Source organism: Streptomyces klenkii (genome assembly GCF_003626645.1).
GTDB lineage: Bacteria > Actinomycetota > Actinomycetes > Streptomycetales > Streptomycetaceae > Streptomyces > Streptomyces klenkii.
Genome location: NZ_RBAM01000011.1, coordinates 132,023 through 150,054, shown reverse-complemented (window position 1 = coordinate 150,054; position 18,032 = coordinate 132,023). Strand labels below are relative to the sequence as shown.

At 73.0% G+C, this 18,032-nt stretch carries 14 protein-coding genes; 5 read left to right on the top strand and 9 right to left on the bottom strand.

Going from position 1 to position 18,032, the window contains the following annotated elements; genetic code table 11:
- Window positions 1-102 precede the first annotated feature (102 nt).
- Window positions 103-1,968: an asparagine synthase (glutamine-hydrolyzing) gene (gene asnB, locus D7231_RS25415; protein ID WP_120757856.1), complete on the top strand. Its 1,866-nt coding sequence runs from the start codon at window positions 103-105 to the stop codon at window positions 1,966-1,968.
- 28 nt (window positions 1,969-1,996) lie between these two features.
- Window positions 1,997-2,368 (top strand): GntR family transcriptional regulator, encoded by a 372-nt coding sequence (locus D7231_RS25410; protein WP_120757855.1) that lies wholly within the window; start codon window positions 1,997-1,999, stop codon window positions 2,366-2,368.
- A gap of 79 nt (window positions 2,369-2,447) precedes the next feature.
- Here the strand turns inward: D7231_RS25410 and D7231_RS25405 are convergent, their stop codons facing one another.
- Window positions 2,448-3,608 carry a DUF5925 domain-containing protein gene (locus D7231_RS25405; RefSeq protein ID WP_120757931.1) on the bottom strand — a complete coding sequence of 387 codons (1,161 nt, stop codon included), beginning with the start codon at window positions 3,606-3,608 and terminating at the stop codon, window positions 2,448-2,450.
- 158 nt (window positions 3,609-3,766) lie between these two features.
- Between D7231_RS25405 and D7231_RS25400 the strand changes: the two genes are divergently transcribed.
- A complete protein-coding gene (locus D7231_RS25400; RefSeq protein WP_120757854.1) occupies window positions 3,767-5,146 on the top strand; it encodes a xylan 1,4-beta-xylosidase in 1,380 nt (459 codons plus the stop codon).
- A gap of 40 nt (window positions 5,147-5,186) precedes the next feature.
- Here D7231_RS25400 and D7231_RS25395 read toward each other — a convergent pair whose 3' ends face one another.
- The 6 genes from D7231_RS25395 to D7231_RS25370 form a co-directional block, all read right to left on the bottom strand.
- Window positions 5,187-8,966 (bottom strand): lipopolysaccharide biosynthesis protein, encoded by a 3,780-nt coding sequence (locus D7231_RS25395; protein WP_120757853.1) that lies wholly within the window; start codon window positions 8,964-8,966, stop codon window positions 5,187-5,189.
- On the bottom strand, window positions 8,959-9,759 hold the full coding sequence (locus D7231_RS25390) for a polysaccharide deacetylase family protein (RefSeq protein ID WP_120757852.1): 801 nt from the start codon (window positions 9,757-9,759) through the stop codon (window positions 8,959-8,961). The genes D7231_RS25395 and D7231_RS25390 overlap by 8 nt, the downstream gene beginning before the upstream one ends.
- Window positions 9,756-10,760: a glycosyltransferase family 2 protein gene (locus tag D7231_RS25385; RefSeq protein ID WP_241999918.1), complete on the bottom strand. Its 1,005-nt coding sequence runs from the start codon at window positions 10,758-10,760 to the stop codon at window positions 9,756-9,758. Before D7231_RS25385 ends, D7231_RS25390 begins: the two co-directional genes overlap by 4 nt.
- A gap of 77 nt (window positions 10,761-10,837) precedes the next feature.
- Window positions 10,838-11,650 carry a glycosyltransferase family 2 protein gene (locus tag D7231_RS25380; protein WP_106680652.1) on the bottom strand — a complete coding sequence of 271 codons (813 nt, stop codon included), beginning with the start codon at window positions 11,648-11,650 and terminating at the stop codon, window positions 10,838-10,840.
- A 411-nt stretch (window positions 11,651-12,061) separates the two neighbouring features.
- Complete coding sequence (locus D7231_RS25375) at window positions 12,062-13,156, bottom strand: GNAT family N-acetyltransferase (protein WP_120757850.1); 1,095 nt, start codon at window positions 13,154-13,156, stop codon at window positions 12,062-12,064.
- A 1-nt stretch (window position 13,157) separates the two neighbouring features.
- Complete coding sequence (locus D7231_RS25370) at window positions 13,158-13,718, bottom strand: hypothetical protein (protein WP_338419885.1); 561 nt, start codon at window positions 13,716-13,718, stop codon at window positions 13,158-13,160.
- Between the two features lie 288 nt (window positions 13,719-14,006).
- Between D7231_RS25370 and D7231_RS25360 the strand changes: the two genes are divergently transcribed.
- On the top strand, window positions 14,007-14,810 hold the full coding sequence (locus D7231_RS25360; RefSeq protein WP_120757849.1) for an SGNH/GDSL hydrolase family protein: 804 nt from the start codon (window positions 14,007-14,009) through the stop codon (window positions 14,808-14,810).
- 27 nt (window positions 14,811-14,837) lie between these two features.
- Here D7231_RS25360 and D7231_RS25355 read toward each other — a convergent pair whose 3' ends face one another.
- Window positions 14,838-16,544, bottom strand: coding sequence for a serine/threonine-protein kinase (locus tag D7231_RS25355; RefSeq protein WP_120757848.1), 1,707 nt, complete (start codon window positions 16,542-16,544; stop codon window positions 14,838-14,840).
- Window positions 16,545-16,784: 240 nt separating this feature from the next.
- On the opposite strand from D7231_RS25355, the gene D7231_RS25350 reads away from it, so the two are divergent.
- A complete protein-coding gene (locus D7231_RS25350) occupies window positions 16,785-17,048 on the top strand; it encodes a hypothetical protein (protein WP_120757847.1) in 264 nt (87 codons plus the stop codon).
- Window positions 17,049-17,223: 175 nt separating this feature from the next.
- Here D7231_RS25350 and D7231_RS25345 read toward each other — a convergent pair whose 3' ends face one another.
- Entirely contained in the window at window positions 17,224-18,021 is a 798-nt protein-coding gene (locus tag D7231_RS25345) for a GntR family transcriptional regulator (protein ID WP_120757846.1), read from the bottom strand.
- Window positions 18,022-18,032 lie beyond the last annotated feature (11 nt).

Below are 18,032 nucleotides of genomic sequence, written 5' to 3'. Positions count from 1 at the left end.
GAGCGGTCCCCGCCGCCCCCGAGGCGGGGACCGCACCCGACGGGGGACAGCCACACCCGGAAGCAATCCGGGACCGGCCTACCGAAAGGGGAGACCGCGACCATGTGCGGGATCACCGGATGGATCTCCTACGCTGACGACTTCACCGCCCCCACCGCCGCGCGCGGCACGCTCGACGCGATGACGAAGACCATGGCCTGCCGCGGACCCGACGCCGGCGGCACCTGGTTCGGCCCCCACGCCGCCCTCGGCCACCGGCGCCTCGCCGTCATCGACATCGAGGGCGGCGCCCAGCCCATGCGCGTCGAACGCGGCGGCCGCACCCTGCTCGTCACCACCTACAGCGGCGAGGTCTACAACTACCGCGAGCTGCGCGCCGAGCTCGAAAGCCACGGCCACGTCTTCCGCACGCAGAGCGACACCGAGGTCGTCCTGCACGCCTACCTCCAGTGGGGCGAGGACTTCACCGAGCGCCTCAACGGCATGTACGCGTTCGCCCTGTGGGACCCGCGCACGGAAGAACTCCTGCTCGTCCGCGACCGCATGGGCATCAAGCCGCTGTACTACTACCCGCTTCCCGACGGCGTTCTCTTCGGCTCCGAGCCCAAGGCGATCCTCGCCCACCCGGCCGTGCGCCCCGCCGTCGACGCCGAAGGCCTCGCCGAGCTCGTCGCCTTCACCAAGACCCCCGGCCACGCCGCCTACAAGGGCATGTACGAACTGCCCCCCGGCCACACCGCCCGCATACGCCGCGGAGGCCTGACCCTCCGCCGCTACTGGGCCCTCGAAGCCCGCGAGCACACCGACGACCTCGATACCACCGTCCGCCACGTCCGCGACCTGCTCGACGACATCGTCGGCCGCCAGCTCATCGCCGACGTCCCCCTGTGCACCCTGCTCTCCGGCGGCCTCGACTCCTCCGCCATCACCGCCCTCGCCGCCCGGGGCCTCGCCGCCGCCGGCGCGGGACCGGTCCGCTCCTTCTCCGTCGACTTCACCGGCCACACCGAGAACTTCCGCCCCGACCCGCTGCGGCCCACCCCCGACGGCCCCTACGCCCACGCCCTCGCCGCCCACGTCTCCTCCCACCACTCCGACATCGTCCTCGACGCCGCCGACCTGATGGCCAAGGCCAACCGCGACGCCGTCCTCACCGCCCGCGACATGCCCATCAGCGGCTTCGGCGACGGCGACGTCTCCCTCTACCTGCTCTTCAAGGCCATCCGCGAACAGTCCACCGTCGCGCTCTCCGGCGAGTCCGCCGACGAGGTCTTCGGCGGCTACCGCTGGTTCCACGACCCCGCGCACGTCCACGCCGACACCTTCCCCTGGGCCGCCGCCGGAGCCGCCGACCGGTTCGCCGGCGAGCACAGCGGAGGACGCTCCGCCCTCCTCGACCGCGGCCTCCTCGCCAAGCTCGACCTCGCCGGCTACCAGGACGCCCGCTACCACGAAGCCCTCGCCGAAGTGCCCCGCCTGCCCGGCGAGACCGGCCTCGAACGCCGCATGCGCGAGATCAGCCACCTGCACCTCACCCGCTTCGTCCAGCTCCTCCTCGACCGCAAGGACCGCGCCAGCATGGCCGTCGGCCTGGAAGTCCGCGTCCCCTTCTGCGACCACCGCCTCGTCGAATACGTCTTCAACACCCCCTGGGCCATGAAGACCTTCGACGGCCGCGAGAAGTCCCTGCTGCGCGCCGCCACCCGCGACGTCCTCCCCGCGAAGGTCGCCGACCGCGTCAAGAGCCCCTACCCCAGCATCCAGGACCCCCGCTACGCCGCCGCGCTGCGCACCGAGCTCGCCCGCGTCCTCGCCGACGAGGACGCGCCCGTACGGCCCCTGCTCGACACCGAGGCCGCCGCCGGCTGCCTCACCGACGACGCGGGCGAGGGCTTCCGCTCCGCCACCGAACTCGTCCTCAACCTGGACACGTGGCTGCGCATGCACGACACCGCGCTGGAGCTTTAGAAGCCGGAGAAGCGGTAGAGTCCGGCGCGTGGCCCTGAAGATCACCGTCGACCCGGACGCGGCAGAAGCGCCGTACGAGCAGATCCGCGCCCGGATCGCCGAGCGAGCCCGCTCCGGCGACCTCCCCGTCGGCTACAAGCTCCCCACCGTCCGCGGCTTCGCCGAAGAGCTCGGCCTCGCCGCGAACACCGTCGCCAAGGCCTACCGGGCCCTGGAAGCCGACGGCGTCATCGAAACCCGGGGCCGCCACGGCTCCTTCGTCGCCGCCCCGGGCGACACGGCGGCCCGGGAAGCCGCGGCGGCCGCCGCGGAGTTCGCTGCGCGGGCGCACCGCCTGGGCCTGGACCGCGAGGCGGCCCGGGCAGCGGCGGAAGAAGCACTGCGGGCCGTGTACGAGTAGTCCTCAAACGCCGGACGGGCTGAAAATCTTTCAGCCCGTCCGGCGTTTGAGGACCGGGGTCCGGGGCGGAGCCCCGGAATCAGAGGTACAACCCCGCATCCGCCCCGCCGTCCCGCGACGGCGGCACCGACGCCGGACCGGATCCCCGCCGCAGAGCGAAGAGCTCCGCGAGCGTCGCGCCCTCGCGGCCGACGCCCTCCTCCGAGCCCAGCCAGCCCACCGCCTCCCCGCGGCTCAGCGGCCCGACCTCGATCCGGGCCAGGCAGCGGCCCGGCCGCACGACGGCCGGGTGCAGCCGCTCCAGGTCCTCGTTCGTGGTGACGCCGACCAGGACGTTGCGGCCCTGCCCGAGCAGCCCGTCCGTGAGGTTCAGCAGCCGGGACAGGGCCTGTCCCGCCGTGTGCTTGGCCTCGCCGCGGATCAGCTCGTCGCAGTCCTCCAGGAGCAGCAGCCGCCAGCGGCCCTTGGAGCTGCCGTCGTCCTCGCCAATGGCGATGTCCATCAGATAGCCGACGTCGTTGAACAGCCGCTCGGGGTCCAGCACGCAGTCCACCTGGCACCAGTCCCGCCACGAGCGCGCGAGCGTGCGCAGGGCGGAGGTCTTCCCCGTGCCGGGCGGGCCGTGCAGGAGCAGCAGCCGCCCCGCGATGTCATCCGGGGTGATCTTCATCAGGCGGTCCATCGCGTCCGCGACCCGCGCCGTGTAGTTGGGCCGGACCTCCTCCCACGTGCCGGCGGAGATCTGCCGCGTCGTCCGGTGCGGGCCGCGCCGCGGCGAGACGTACCAGAAGCCCATGGTCACGTGCTCCGGCTGCGGCTCCGGCTCGTCCTCCGCGCCCTCGACGGCCTGGCCGAGCACCTTCTTGGCCAGCTCGTCGGTGGTGGCGGTCACGGAGACGTCCGCCCCCCGGTTCCAGCGGGAGACCAGCAGCGTCCAGCCGTCGCCCTCGACGAGGCTCGCGCTGCGGTCGTCGTCCCGCGCGGAGCGCACCACGCGGCCCGACGGCGGGATCAGGGTGGCCCCGGACTTGACGCGGTCCACGGAGTGGCTGTGCGCGTACGGCTGCTCGCCGGTGGCGAACCGGCCCAGGAAGAGGGCGTCGATGACGTCGGACGGCGAGTCGCTGTCGTCCACGTTCAGCCGGATGGGCAGCGATTTCTCGGTCGGAGTGAAGTCCGGGTCGGTGGGCAGGGCCTGCCTCCTGGCGCTGGGTCGGCGGTCGGCACACATGCCGCCCATGATCCGGCACCGGCGCCCCTTGCGCACACAGGTTTTCGCCGATTCCCGGCCGGAACCCGGGGCTCTTCACCACGGGCCCGCGAGCGGAACCACGGCGGCCGCCCACGTTCGTCCGGAACGCGCCCACGGGGATTCGGCCGCGGATACGCTTGCCCGTGATGGGACGACGTGGCGCAGTTCGGACGTTTCGGCGGGCAGGCCGGTGGCGGTTCGCCGTGGCGGCCGCGGCGGGTGCGCTCGCACTGGCTCTGCTGCTCGTCCTGTGGGCGACGAGCCGGCAGAGCGACGACGACCTCTCCGACGGGTCCGACGGCGGCAGGTCGGCGGCCGTGGAGCTCGGCTGGGGCTTCACCCACACCCAGTACAGCGCCGACCGCGGCGACGACGCCGCCCGCCGCACCACGGCAGGGCTCCTCTCCGCCACCCCCATGCCGCAGAACCAGCACATCATGGGCTGGGGCGTCGACAACCCCGAGCCCAAGCCCGGCACGTACAACTTCGGCGACCTCGACCGGCGCGTCGCCTTCATGCGCAAGACGAACGCGACGCCCGTGCTCACCCTGTGCTGCGCGCCCGACTGGATGAAGGGCGGCGGCGAGCGCACCGACTGGTCGCAGAAGTCGCTGGAGAAGGCGCCCGACCCCGCCCACTACCGGGACTTCGCCGAGCTCGCCGGCGTCATCGCCAAGCGCTATCCGGACATCCGCCACTTCATCGTCTGGAACGAGTTCAAAGGCTTCTACGACGAGCGCAAGGGCCGCTGGAACTACGAGGGCTACACGGAGCTGTACAACCTCGTCTACGCGGAGCTGAAGAAGCAGAACCGCGCCAACGCCGTCGGCGGCCCGTACATCAGCATGGACAGCAATCCGCCCGGATCCTCCTCCAACGCCTCGTCCGTGCGCGGCCCCTGGGGCTCGGTCGACCAGCGGGCCGTCGACGCCCTCACGTACTGGAACAGCCACAAGAAGGGCGCCGACTTCCTCGTGGTCGACGGCGCCAGCTACACCCGCGAGGGCAGCAAGCTCTTCCCCGACGAGTTCGCCGGGACCGCCAAGTTCGCCGACGTGACCACCTGGCTGCGCAAGTCCACCGGCCTGCCCGTCTGGTGGTCCGAGTGGTACGTGGAGCCCGCCGACGCCAACGACGACCGCAAGATGTGGACCGAGCAGCACCGGCTCGCCGTGCACGCCACGGCCATGATGCAGCTCGCCAGAGCGGGCGCCTCCGCGGCCTTCTACTGGAACCCCGAGGAGACCGGCACCGACTGCCCCGGCTGCCTGTGGCGCAGCACCGAACTGAAGGGCGGCGGGGGCGGCCTGCCCATGCTGGACCTGCTGACCCGCTTCGGCAAGGACTTCCCGCCCGGCGCGGAGCTGCGCACCCCGGACGTCACGGGGGACAACCGCGACGCCGTCAGCGCGCTCGCCGCGGGCAGCACCGTCCTCGTCGTCAACATGCAGGACCGCCGGCTGACCGTCGAGGTCGACGGCAAGCCGGTGGACCTGGCGCCCAACGAGATCCGCTGGACCGGCTGAAGCAGCCTTCAACCGGCCCCGCGGCTACGACCGGCCTCGGCTACGACATCGTCGCGAAGCGGTACACCAGCGACGCCAGCAGGACCAGCAGCAGCGGCAGCGCGAACCAGTACGAGCCTTGCAGCCAGCGCAGCTGCCGCACCCCCGGCCGGGCCATCACCCGCGTCAGCTCCCGCGCCGTCAGCAGCACCAGCAGCGCCGCCGCCGCGAGCGCGCCGACCACCGACACCGGCGTCCACGTCACCCGCGGGCCCGCCGGCCCCGGCCTGGGCTGCGGCGCCTCCCCGGCGGGCTTCCGCTTCAGCTCGTACACCACGGCGTCCTCGTTCCAGAACGCCCGGTGCAGCTCCGGCCGCCCGTCGAGCGCCCGCTGCACCCGGCCGTCCCAGCCGTCCGCGTAGCCCGCGTCGAGCTGGAGGTACACCGACTGGCCGCGGTTGACGATCAGATACGCGTTCGGGCCCGCCTTCCGGAGCGCGGTGACCAGATCATCCACGCGCGCCGGGTCGCGCGGGGCGAGCGTCGCGTCGTACTGCACCCGCTCCATGTCCTTGGCGCCCCACGGCATGGCCGGGGTGACGTTCTTCGACGGGTCGCTGCTCATCCACAGCAGCCGTACGGTCGGCTTGTCGTGCGCGTACACGAAGTCCATCGCGGCGACCTCGCCGGGCCGCACCCGCTCGAACGGCTCGTTGCCCCAGCGGGCCACCAGGAAGCCGAAGACCAGGACCAGGCCCGCCAGCAGCGCCGCCAGCGGGCCGACGAGCGGGCGGCCGGGGCCCTCCGCGGCGCGCGGGAACAGCGCGAGCGCCGACAGGACGCACGCGCCCGGCAGCGCGAACAGGAACACCCGAAGGGCCACCTCGCCGCCGTACGACTGCATCCCGAAGGCCAGGAACGGCACGGCGGTCAGCACCAGCAGCGCCACGTCGCCGATCCCGGCGCGGCGCCGGCGCCACCAGCCGACCGCGGCGAAGGCCAGCACCCCGCCCGCGAGCACCACCCGGGTGTAGAGCACCAGCTTGTGGGCCGGGCTGCCGCCCTCGATCCGGCCCGAGACCGACGAGGAGACGTTGCCGCCCAGGGACCCCAGACCGCCGAAGAGCTCGTCGAAGTGGCCCGACCAGTACGGCTCCGCCAGGAAGCCCACCCACACCACCAGCATCACGCCGCACAGCAGCGGCAGGCCGCGCAGCGTCGAGCGGCGGGTGACGACCAGGGCGGTCAGTACGCCCAGCATCACGAACGGCGTCAGCTGATGGCTGACCACCGACGCCGCGAACAGCGCGACCACCACCGCCAGCAGCGCGCCCTGCGCCCGCCGGCCGGCCGGCAGCGGCTCGGTCTCGCCCGGGAGCAGCGTGCCGCGCAGCTGCCGCGGCCAGCGGAACCACACCAGCAGCACCGCGGCGAACAGCAGGTAGAAGAAGTAGTTGAGCGCCTGCGGGGAGAAGTAGTCCTGACCGACCCAGCCGCACAGCACGAACAGCCAGGCCGCCGTCCACTTCGCCCGCCACCCCGCGCGCACGGCGCGCAGCAGCAGCGCGAGCGGCGCCAGGCACAGCAGCTGGATGGCCGTCGGCCACCAGCGCAGCACCTCCGTCAGGTCGCTCACGCCGGCCACCTTCGCCGCGAACGCCATCAGGGCGAAGAACCCGGGCCAGCTCCAGCGGGCGTCCAGATCCGGTGCCGCCACGCCCGTACGGTCGATGAAGTCCAGGAAGCCCAGGTGCTGCCAGGCCGTCGCGAAGCGCGGCTGCGCCTCCAGCACCGCCGGCAGGGCGTGCAGGCACACCACCGTCAGCACCAGGACGGCCGTGAGCAGCCGGCGCCGCTGGCCGTCCAGGCACAGGGCCGCCGCGAACGCGGCGATCAGCAGGGCCGCCCCGGCCAGCGTGGCCACGGGCAGCACGGAGATCAGGCCGAGCCCGCCCATCCGGTCCAGCGTCGCCTCGCCGACGCCCGCCAGCGGCGCCCAGTACAGCGCGAGGGCCGCCGCCAGCAGCAGCCAGACCGCCGCCTCCGGGCGGCGCCACCACGGCGCCGGGCCCGGGGGAGCGGCGGCCTTCTCGCGGGCGGTCTCGTGGGCAGTCTCTTGGCGGATCGCCTTCTCCTGGGGGGCGGCCTTCTCCCGCGCGGGCGGCGTCACGGACGGGCCGGGCGCGGCCGGGGAGACCGAGTGGGACACGACGACTGCCTCCGGGGTGTGCCGGAGATCAGGGCGCCTCTCCAAGTGGTCGAAGTCCAGCCGCACGCCCAGCGGCATCGTGTCGGCGTCGAGCGCGGCGCGCAGGGCCCAGCGGGTGCCGTAGCCGCCGGTGTCTCTGTCCCCGGGCGCCTCCTCGCCCTCACCCCCTAATCCACGGGTGAGGCCGTGCCGCATCCCGCGCCGGACGCCGTGCGGCTCGGTGCGCGGGGCGTCCCGCCGGTCGCCGCGGACCGCCAGGTCGGCCAGATCGCCGTCCGGGGCCACATCGGGGGCGAAGGCGGCGGGCGCGGGCCGGGCGCTGCGCAGGATCCGCCGGAGCTTGACCGCCGAGATGGACACGATGACCGCCAGGCTGCTGATCTCGGCCACTCCCGCGCCCGTGAGCCCCATGCGCGGCAGGAGCAGCAGCGTCAGCCCCAGCACCAGCACGCACAGCAGCCCCTGGAGATAGGCCAGCCCGGCCGTGCGGCTCTGGGCCCGCAGCACCGCGAAATAGACCTCCATCACCACGCGCAGCGCCGCCCCCACGGCGAACCAGCGCAGCAGCGGCGTGGCCGCCGCGGCGTAGCCGGGGCCGAAGACGCGCAGGATGTACGGGGCGAGGAAGAACAGCAGCAGACAGACCGGCACCATGATCGTGGCCATCCGGCGCAGCGCCGCCCGGCAGTTCTCCGCGAGCCGCGCCGGGTCGTGCGAGCCCTCCACCGTCAGCGACGCGCCCATGTTGATCGCGAGGAGGTTGACCGTGCCGCCGATGGTGGTGGTGATGTAGAAGTACGCGTTGTCCTCGGAGCTGACCTGCGAGGCGATGATCACCGGCACGAGGTAGACCACGGCCAGCGAGAACAGCGAGCCCGTGTAGTCCCCGGCGAGGAAGCGGCCCATCTCGCGGTACGGGGCGGGCCGCGCCGTCGCCTCCGTCGCCGCGACGTGCCGGGGCACGAGCTTGCGGAACACCAGCCAGCCCAGCGGCAGCACCGACACGGCGATCGAGACCACCCACGACACGAACACGCCGGAGGTGGGCAGCGTCGCCGCCAGCCCCACCAGCAGGGCCAGCTTCACCGCCGAGAAGACCGTGTTGCCCACGGGCACCCACAGCGCCCGGCGCAGGCCGGTGAGCACCCCGTCCTGGAGGGTGAGCACCGACCAGGCGACGACGGCGGCGATGAAGCCCAGGCCGTTGAGGGTGCCGTGCAGGAAGCTGTACGACGGCCCCCACGAGCCCAGGGTGAGCAGGAAGACGCTCGCCGCGAGCGCGACGAGCACCGAACTGCCCGCGTAGGTGCGGAAGACGAGCTTGCCCGTCGTCCGCCCGGCGACCGGGATGAACCGCGCCAGCCCCCCGGTCAGGGTCACCGCGGTGAGCCCGGCGATGAGCTTCATCGCGGCGATGGCCGCCGAGCCCTGGCCGACCGCCCCCTCCGTGTAGTACCGGGCGGCGATCAGCCAGTACCCGAGACCGAGGACGGCGCTGATGCCCGTGTTGAGCATCAGCGCGAAGGCGTTGCGGAACAGCGGGCTTCCGCCGCCCCGCCCCGGCAGCCGCAGCTTGCGGCCGGCCGGCCCCTCCGTCTCCCGCTCCTCGGTTCGGGTGGACGTGTCAGACACGGGTTTCGCTTGCCTTCCTGACGACCTGTCGGGTTCTGCGGTAGAGGGCGTAGCCCTTGGTGAGCGTCCGGTCCCGGGCGAAGATCCGCCCCACCCCCCGGCCCTCCACGAGCCGCTCGAACTCGGCCATCCCCGTCGAGCGCCGCACCGTGACCCGCTCCAGGGCGTACGGCCCCTGGGGGCGGGAGGCCAGGCTGTTGCCCACGGCCAGGGAGATGCCGAAGCCCGCCGCACGCACGATGCGCCGCACCCTGCGGCTGGAATAGCCGTACGGATACGCGAACGAGACCGGCGCCCGCCCCAGCTCCGTGGCCAGCACCTCGCGGCACCGCAGCACCTCGAACCACAGTTGGTCGTCCGGGAGCTGATCGAGCTGCGGGTGGGTGTGGCTGTGCCCGCCGATCTCCACCCCCGACGCCGCGAGCTCGCGCACCTGACCCCAGCTCAGCATCAGGTCGAGCGCGCCCCCGGTCTCGTGCGCACCGCGGAGCCAGCCCGTGGAGGCGAACAGCGTGGCGCTGAAACGGTGCTCCACCAGCGTGGGCAGGGCGTGCCGGTGCACGCCCTCGTAGCCGTCGTCGAAGGTGATCAGCACCGGCTTCCGGGGCAGCCCGGAGCCGGCCCGCCACGCCTTCGCGAGCTCCTCGGCCGTCAGCGGGTGGAACCCGCGGTCGGCCAGGAGCCGCATCTGCCGCGCGAACGCGTGCGGCGAGACCGACAGGCCGTAGGTGGCGCGCGCGGGGGTGTGCGCCACCGCGTGATACATCAGTATCGGGACCCGGCTCGCGCTCATGCGCCCGCCTCCTTCGCCGGTCTGAGTCCGGCCGGCTCCCCGGCCGCCGCCACCGCATAGCGACCGCCGCTGCGCCGCGCCCGGAGCGTGCCCACCGCATAGCCGCAGGTCGCGGCCGTCAGCCCGGCCACGATCGCCCCGGCCCGCCCCGCACCGCCGGGCCTGCCCAGCAGGGCGTCGCGCAGCCCCCGGGCGACCCCGGCGGGCAGCACCCGCGTGGTGTACCGGCGCTCGGACGCCAGCCCCTTCTGCGCCCCCACGCTCCGCGTCACCAGGGCCTTGGACAGGCCCTCGGCGTACGAGCGGGTCCACAGATAGCCGAAGCGCTCGCGGGCCGCGGGCACCCGGTGGTGGATGACCGACCGGTCGTCGATCAGCAGGACCGCCCCGGGCACGGCCCGGGTCAGCCGGATGCACAGCTCCGTCTCTTCGCAGCCCAGCGGCAGCCGGTCGCCGTCGCGGCCGATGCCGCTGGCGAACCCGCCGGCCAGCTCGAAGGCCGACCGGCGGAAGGAGGCGTTGCCCCCGAGGACGTTGCGCACCCGCACCCTGCCGGGCGGCAGGCCCCGGTACGTGCAGCCGACGGCCCAGTCGAGCTCCTCGGGGAACCAGGCGGGCCGCCGCCGGGACGCCCACACCGGCCGGGTGCGGCCGCCCACGGCCATCACCCGGGGGTCGGCGTAGGCCTCGGCGAAGTGGCGCAGCCAGTCCCGCTCGGCAACGGCGTCGTCGTCGAGGAAGGCGATGACCTCGCCGGACGAGGCCGCGATGCCGGTGTTGCGGCCCGCGGACAGGCCGCGGGGGCCCGCATTGGCGAGCACCCGCACCCCGTCCCCGGCGCAGCCGTCGTCCCCGTACCGCTTGGCGAGCCGTCGCAGCAGGGCCGGATTGTGGTCCACGACCACCAGGATCTCCAGCGCCGGCCGGGACTGCTCGCGGACGGAGGCCACCGAGGCGACGATGTCGTCCCAGCGGTCCTCGGTGTAGACGCAGATGACCACCGAGACCGAAGGCCCGGTGGCCGGGCCGGCGCCGTCCGCCGCGCCGGCCGGGGCACCGCTGGGGGAGTCGGTGGAGGTCAAGACACTTCCCCACGGTTGGCGGCGGGTGCGATGGCCGGCCGCTGCGGGCGGCGGCGCCGGGTGCCGCGCTCCTGCAAAATCACTTTCAGCACGCGCAGCCCGTCCCGCACGGCCCGCAGATTGCTGGCGCCGTGGATGCGGACGAACTCGTGGCTGGGAATCTCCTGGACGCGCAGCCCCGCCTTGACGACTCTGATGTTCATCAGGGTCTCGACCTCGAAGCCGGCGCAGTCGAGGGCGATGTCGTCCAGGCAGTGCTTCCAGAAGGCGTTGTAGCCGTAGCACAGGTCGGTGTAGCGGGCGCCGAACTTGTGGTTGACGATCGAGCACAGCACGCGGTTGCCGAGCTTGCGGATCGGGGTCATGTCGTCCGTGCCGCCGCCGTTGGCGAACCGGGAGCCCTTGGCGAAGTCCGCGCCGCCGACGAGGGCGGACACATAGCTCACGATCTCGCTGCCGTCGGCGGAGCCGTCCGCGTCGACCATCACGATGATGTCGCCCGTGCAGGCGGCGAAGCCCGTGATCAGGGCGTCGCCCTTGCCCTTGCCGAGCTGCTGGACCACCTTGACGTCCGGCCACAGCTCCCGGGCGACCTCGATGGTGTCGTCCGTGGAGTTGCCGTCGACCAGGACGACCTCGTGGATCCACTCCGGCAGGGTCTTGAACACGTACGGGAGGTTCTCCGCCTCGTTCATGGCGGGGATGACGACGCTCACCGGTGGCGCTATGGCGAAGTGCGTCGTCACCGGGCGGTAATGGGCGGCGACCAGGCCCTCCTGATCAGCCGCCGGGCGCAGGAAAGAACTCATGACTCGGATGTCCCTCTCGTCCGGTGGACCGCCCGCCCCGAGCGGTCCGGTGGCGTATCCGGTTCGAAAAGGGGGTACTCACCCCGCCCTGACGGCACTCAGCACCGCATGGGCAGGGTGAGCTGGCAACGGTTGCTGGCCGCGCGGTATACGCGACACGGCGACTCTGATCAGCCGGACGCGGCACCCCCCACCGCGCCCCGCCCCGGGCACCATCGCGACGCTTGCCCTCCCCTTGAGCCGCTTTGCATGATGGGCCGATGCGGGTGGATGTACGACGGTATTGATGGTTGAGACTGTATGGCAAGAGCTGGTGCGGTGACTCCTCCTTTGGGTGTTTTTTGCGCCCAACTCGTGTGTCCTGTTGACGCTTTGCGCTGCTGACGGCGCACGCCGGGCGCAGTGCGCCCCTCAGTCCCCCTGGCGCAACCTGCCCACGCGTTTGAGCAACCGGTCGGCGGGCTCGAAGAGTTCGGGCCGGGACAGCACCGTGTTGCGCAGCGCCCGCACCGGCGCGCGCCGGGCGCGGTGCCCCAGCGCCACCGGGTGACGGCGCGTCACCCATCCTTCGGACACGCACAGTTCACGCGTCTTGAGCGAGTTCTTGTAGTCCTTCTCGCCCCGCCCGAGGTCGAGATAGGCCATCCCCGCGGCGGCCGCCCCCTCCGCCATCCGCAGATGCAGCACCAGGCCCGGCGAGTACTTGGCGAAGGCCGGGTCGTACGACGGGAACCAGCAGGAGAGCACCTGCCGCGAACGCAGCCCGAAGTGCGCCGCGACCGGCCGCCCCCCGGCGTACAGCACCGACAGCAGGCCCGCGAAGGACTCCGTCCTGGTGTGGAAGAGCTGCTCGACCAGGCGCGCTATCCAGGGGCGCGCGAACCGGTCGCTGCGCCCCGTTCTTCGGTACTGCGCGGACTTCCAGGCGATCAGGGTCCGCAGCGCCTCCGGGTCGCGCTCGTCGTGCACGTAGCGCACCTCGCCGATGTCGCGGCCGAGCCGGCGCTCCTTGGCGAGCGTGGTGCGGGTGAACTTCGGCGACTGCTTGCGCAGGACCGCCAGATACGGCTCGAAGCCCTGCTCGACGTCCACCACGGGCGACCGGTAGGACCCGGAGGCGCCGGCCTCGAACGGCTTCTGCCCCTCCACGAGGTGGTCGAACTCCCACACCGACAGCCCGCAGGCGTGCAGCAGCTCGCGGGCGTCCCACTGGAAGCCGGGCCGGTGGATGAGCCCCTGGGCGTCGGAGACGCCGAGGCCGATCGCCCGGCCCACCCCGAGGGCGGAGCGCTGGTACGGGAAGAAGCCGGCCGGCTCGCCGTCCTCGCGCACCACCGCGATCCGTGCCCCGGCCCGGCACCGGCCGACCGCGAGGGCGAACTCGGGTGCGAGGAAAGGATTCGCAAGTTGCGGAGAGCCGTCCTCCACCGCCTTGGCTTGCAGGGCGGACCAGGCCGCCCGGTCGGCCGCGGTGAGCTCGCCGGGCCGGTACACGCTGATGTTCACGTCAGGAAGCCCGACTTTTCGCCGTACGGCCCCGGTGGCGCCGCACGTGTGCCAGCAGGAACAGGAGGAGGCTGACGGCCGCGACCGCGGCGACGCCACCCCGCACCGTCCAGGTGTGGAGCGCGAGCATGGCCTGTGCGACCAGCATGTCGACGGCGACGGCCCCGCCGGCCGCCACCACGGACCTGCTGAGCGGATCGAGGCCGCGCAGCGCCGCCCCGACGGCACAGGCCGGCGCGACGAGCAGGAAGAAGAGCGTGAACGGCGCACGCAGGGGTGAGCCGATGTCGGCGAGGGCCAGCACGGCGCCGACCCCCGCGATCGCCGTGGCGGCCCCCGCCACCACGGGGAGGGAATCCCCGGCCGGTGCTCCGCCCGCGGCCACCGGCCGGTCGGGTGCGACCGCGGATCCGGTGTGCTCGGTGTGCTCGACGGCGGTGGCCGGGCCGGGCGGGCCGGAAGAGCCGGTGCTTCCGGGCGGGCCGGACGGGCTGGAAGGAATGGATGTGCCGGGTGTGCCGGACGGGCCGGTGAGACCGGTGGGATCTGTGAAGCTCTGCATTGGCGACTTTGCCCCCCGAAGCGCCGGATGCCGAGGCTTCAATGTCGCGCAATCGGCGGAGCGACGTCAAGATGTGAAGGCCGTGCAAACAGCCTCCGGTTACCGCATCGGAACAGAACCGGAGGGTTTCGGTCAGGTGAATACTGCACGAATATGTTGACCCGTCAGATTGTCCCCTGCTGTAGGTGATTGAGCGTTCATTGGCTCACACCTTTGTCATGGACACTTCCATGAATCACGGACTGCTGCTACCACGGGTACGGCAGAAACCCTGGTAAAGGAGGTTCCATGAAGCTGTCCCGCCTCGCGGGTTCCCTCTCCGCGTTCGCCCTCGCCACCGCGCTGGCCCTCACCGGAGCCGGCGTCGCCCAAGCCGCGCCGCAGGCCGCAACTCCCGGCTATGTAGCGCTCGGTGACTCCTACTCGTCCGGTCTGGGAGCCGGCAGCTACTACACGAACAGCGGGGACTGCAAGCGCAGCTCCAAGTCCTATCCCGCGCTCTGGGCGGCCGCGCACGCCCCTTCGAGCTTCGCCTTCACCGCCTGCTCCGGCGCCCGAACGGGTGATGTTCTGAGCAAGCAGCTCGGCCCTCTGAACAGCACGACCGGCCTCGTCTCCCTCAGTATCGGAGGGAATGACGCCGGTTTCGCCGACACCATGACGACCTGCGTGCTCAGCAGTGACAGCGCGTGCCTGGACCGGATCAATCAGGCCCGTACGTATGTCCAGAACACGCTTCCCGGGGAACTCGACAAGGTCTATACCGCCATCAGAGGCAGAGCCCCCGCCGCCCACGTCGTCGTCCTCGGATATCCGCGTTTCTATAAACTCGGCACCAGCTGTACCGGCCTCAGCGAGACCAAGAGGTCGGCCGTCAACGCCGCCGCGGACCTGATCAATTCCGTGATCGCCAAACGGGCCGCCGACCACGGCTTCTCCTACGGGGACGCCGCCTCCGGCTTCGCCGGCCACGAGCTCTGCTCGGGCAGCCCCTGGCTCAACAGCGTGACCTTCCCGGTCGACAGCTCCTACCACCCGAACGCGGCGGGCCAGGCCGGAGGCTACCTCCCGGTCTTCTCCTCAGCCGCCTGACTCGACTGTCCGGCTCAGCCGGCTGACTCAGCGGCCTGACCCGTAGTCATAGCCGTAGCCGTACGTCGGGCCCGTCGGAGCGGAGGGCGACGGGCCCGACGGCCGGGACGGCGATGCCGATTCCGGTGCCGACGGCTTGTCCGACGGCCTGCCGGACGAGGAGTCCCGGCAGGTGACCGTGAACGACACATGATTGGAGGTGACCTTCTGCGGGTCCTTGACCTCGACGCCGATCCAGTCCTTTCCCGAGTCGCGGGGGACCTCGACGTGCCGCAGCGTGACGGTCCTGCCGTTCGTGACGTCGACGGACTGGTCGGCGCCCACCTGCCCACTGCCGGTGACCCAGTGGTACACGAGACGGACGGGGGAGCGGTCGACGGTGAACGTCACCCGGAACGAGGGGCCCGAGCTCGCGGGCTGCGGCGGGCAGGGGCCCGTGTACGCGCCGCGCTCCGCCTCGACGGAGGCCCGCACGCCGGACGACGAGCCGCCGGCGGAACCGCCGGCGTCCGGGGGCTTGCCCGAGGAACTGCCCGCCTGCCCCGCTCCCGCGTTCTTGTCCGGGGCGGCGGAGTCCCCGCTGCCGGTGGCGCCACCGTCGCCGCCGCCCCGGGTCAAGGCCCACACCAGCCCCGCGGCCAGCAGCACCAGCACGACGGCGGCCGCCGCGAAGACCACGGCGGGGCGCCGCCGCCGCGCGTCATCGCCGCCCGGCCCGGCGGCGGGAGGGCTCCCGTCCGGCGGGCCGAAGCCGGCGCCGGGCCCGCCGCCGCGCTCCCCGGCGGACCCCGCCGGGCCGCCGGCCGGGGCGGGCGGCGGGGCGTGCGAGGGAACCGTCGGCGCCTCGGAGGCGAGCGGCGTGCCCGCGCCGGGGACGGTGCCGCCCCGGGCCACCACCCGCAGCATGTCCTCCGCCTCCTCGGCGCCGAGCCGCAGGGCGGGGTCCTTGCGCAGCAGCCCTTCCAGGACGGGTGCGAGCGCCCCCGCCCGCACCGGCGCCGGGAGCTGCTGGTCCACCACGGCCCGCATGGTGGAGAGGGGGGTGTCCTGGCGGAAGGGGGAGACGCCCTCCACCGCCGCGTACAGCGTCACGCCCAGGGACCAGAGGTCGGAGGCGGGGCCCGGCGGATTCCCGAGCGCCCGCTCGGGGGCGAGGAACTCGGGCGAGCCCACCAGCTCCCCGGTCCGGGTCAGCGCCGAGCTCCCCTCGACCGTCGCGATGCCGAAGTCGGTGAGCACGACACGCCCGTCGTTGGCGAGGAGGACGTTGCCCGGTTTCACGTCGCGGTGCAGCACGCCCGCCGCGTGCGCTCCCCGGAGCGCGGAGAGCACCCCGGCGCCGATGCGCGCCGCGTGCGCCGGGGGCAGCGGACCCTCGGTCTCCAGGGCGTCGGCCAGCGAGAGACCGCGCACCAGCTCCATCACGATCCAGGGCCGGCCCTCGTCGGAAGCCACGTCGAAGACGGTCACGACATGGGGGTGCGCGATGCGCGCAGCGGCCCTGGCCTCGCGTTCCAGCCGTACGTACAGCTGCCGGACCTCGTGGTCGAGCAGGCCCGCCGGGGCCCGCACCTCCTTGACGGCCACGTCGCGGTCGAGCACCTCGTCCCGCGCGCGCCAGACCACTCCCATGCCGCCCCGGCCCAGCTGCTCCAGCAGCCGGTACCGGCCCGCCACCACCCGGCCCGGCGGCACCGCTGCCCCCTCCGGACCGCCCCCGGACATCCCGCTCATCGACGGGCCCCCTCCAGCAAGAGAGCGATTCGGGGTGAATCTACCGCAACGGAGCGTGATTGCCCCCTCTTCTGCATATCCTTGACCCGCTAACTCGCCGACAGTGACGGCAGGTTCACGCCAGCCCTGTCAACGCCCTTGACGGAGCGGTGAATCCGCCCCGCCGATGCGCGGGTGACGTAAGAGGGCGGTAGGGTTACCCTGCCTGAGCCGGGTGCCTCGTTCGGGTGGGGAGTCTCAATGGATCAGATAGCAATGCGTGGCAGGCCTCGGGTGCCTGCCATCAACTGCAACAGCGGTGCGTCCAGTGCGCGCCTCGACCGCCATCTCGCGGTGCTGGGCGGGCCTGCCGTGCCCCAGCGCGAAGTCGAGGGGGCGACCCTGCTCATGCGCGAGCTGACCACACGTGATCATGCGCGCGCCAAGCAGAGCCGGACCGCCAAGGTCTCCCTCCTCGCGCCGCTGAGACGGTTGCGCCGCTCCCTGTTCGGCAACCACGGCTGAACCCCGGCCCCCGAGCGCAAGCGCCCCACCGTCGACGCCGTCGGCCCTCCACCCTCTCCCCAGGGCGCGGCCGCACGGCGCCGTCGCACGTCCGGCCCCTCTCCGGCCAGGCCGGGGAGGGTAGGTACGCCCGGCGGCTCGCGCCCCCTTCGAGCGCCGCGAGCCGCCCCGCGCGTCAGTCCGCCCCCGGCTCCGGGCCCGTCCGAGGCTCCGGGTCCGCGCCCGTCTCCGTCTCCAGCGTGACGGTGAAGGAGAACCGGTCGCCCCGGTAGCGGATCCGGGCCACGTCCACCGCCCGGCCCGACGCGTCGTACGTCACCCCCGTGTAGTGCAGGATCGGGCTCAGCAGCGGCACTTGCAGCAGCCGCGCCGTCTCCGGGTCGGCGAGCCGGGCCTCGACCGTGTCCGTGATCCGGCTGATCCGGACGCCCACGGCGTCCCGCAGCACCTTCGTCATCGGCCAGCGGGCCAGGTCCGCCAGGTCGATGCGCGCGGCGACCTCCGGGCGGACCAGGTTCTCCGCCCAGTTCGTCGGCTCGCCCGACTCCCCGTCACAGCGCAGCCGCCGGAAGGCCACCGCCTCCGCCAGTCCGGGGAAGTGCTCGGCCAGCTCCGCCGGAACGGGGGCCGGGCCGTGGCCCAGTACGGTCGTCCGCTCGCCGGACTGCTGCGCCACGATCGCGTCCACCGAGCCGAGCAGCCGCACGGGGGAGCCGCGCCGGGCGCTCGGCTCGATGAAGGTGCCGCGCCGCCGGTGACGGCTGATCAGCCCCTCCTCCTCCAGCTCCTTCAGCGCCTGCCGCATGGTCAGGACGCTCACGCCGTAGTGCTCGGCGAGGGCGTCCTCGGTGGGCAGGCGCAGCGGGTCGTCCGGGCAGCGCCCGAGTATCGAGGCCCGCAGCGACTGCGACACCTGGTACCAGAGCGGCAGCTTGCGGTTGAGCGCGAGGGAGTCGGGGGCGAAGGTGGTCACGGGGAGCTCCG

Coding starts and splice junctions, on each gene's coding strand:
- asnB (WP_120757856.1), top strand. CDS start 103: ATGTGCGGGATCACCGGATGGATCTCCTACGCTGACGACTTCACCGCC.
- D7231_RS25405 (WP_120757931.1), bottom strand. CDS start 3,608: ATGGGCGGCATGTGTGCCGACCGCCGACCCAGCGCCAGGAGGCAGGCC.
- D7231_RS25400 (WP_120757854.1), top strand. CDS start 3,767: ATGGGACGACGTGGCGCAGTTCGGACGTTTCGGCGGGCAGGCCGGTGG.
- D7231_RS25390 (WP_120757852.1), bottom strand. CDS start 9,759: ATGAGCGCGAGCCGGGTCCCGATACTGATGTATCACGCGGTGGCGCAC.
- D7231_RS25380 (WP_106680652.1), bottom strand. CDS start 11,650: ATGAGTTCTTTCCTGCGCCCGGCGGCTGATCAGGAGGGCCTGGTCGCC.
- D7231_RS25370 (WP_338419885.1), bottom strand. CDS start 13,718: ATGCAGAGCTTCACAGATCCCACCGGTCTCACCGGCCCGTCCGGCACA.
- D7231_RS25360 (WP_120757849.1), top strand. CDS start 14,007: ATGAAGCTGTCCCGCCTCGCGGGTTCCCTCTCCGCGTTCGCCCTCGCC.
- D7231_RS25355 (WP_120757848.1), bottom strand. CDS start 16,544: ATGAGCGGGATGTCCGGGGGCGGTCCGGAGGGGGCAGCGGTGCCGCCG.
- D7231_RS25350 (WP_120757847.1), top strand. CDS start 16,785: ATGGATCAGATAGCAATGCGTGGCAGGCCTCGGGTGCCTGCCATCAAC.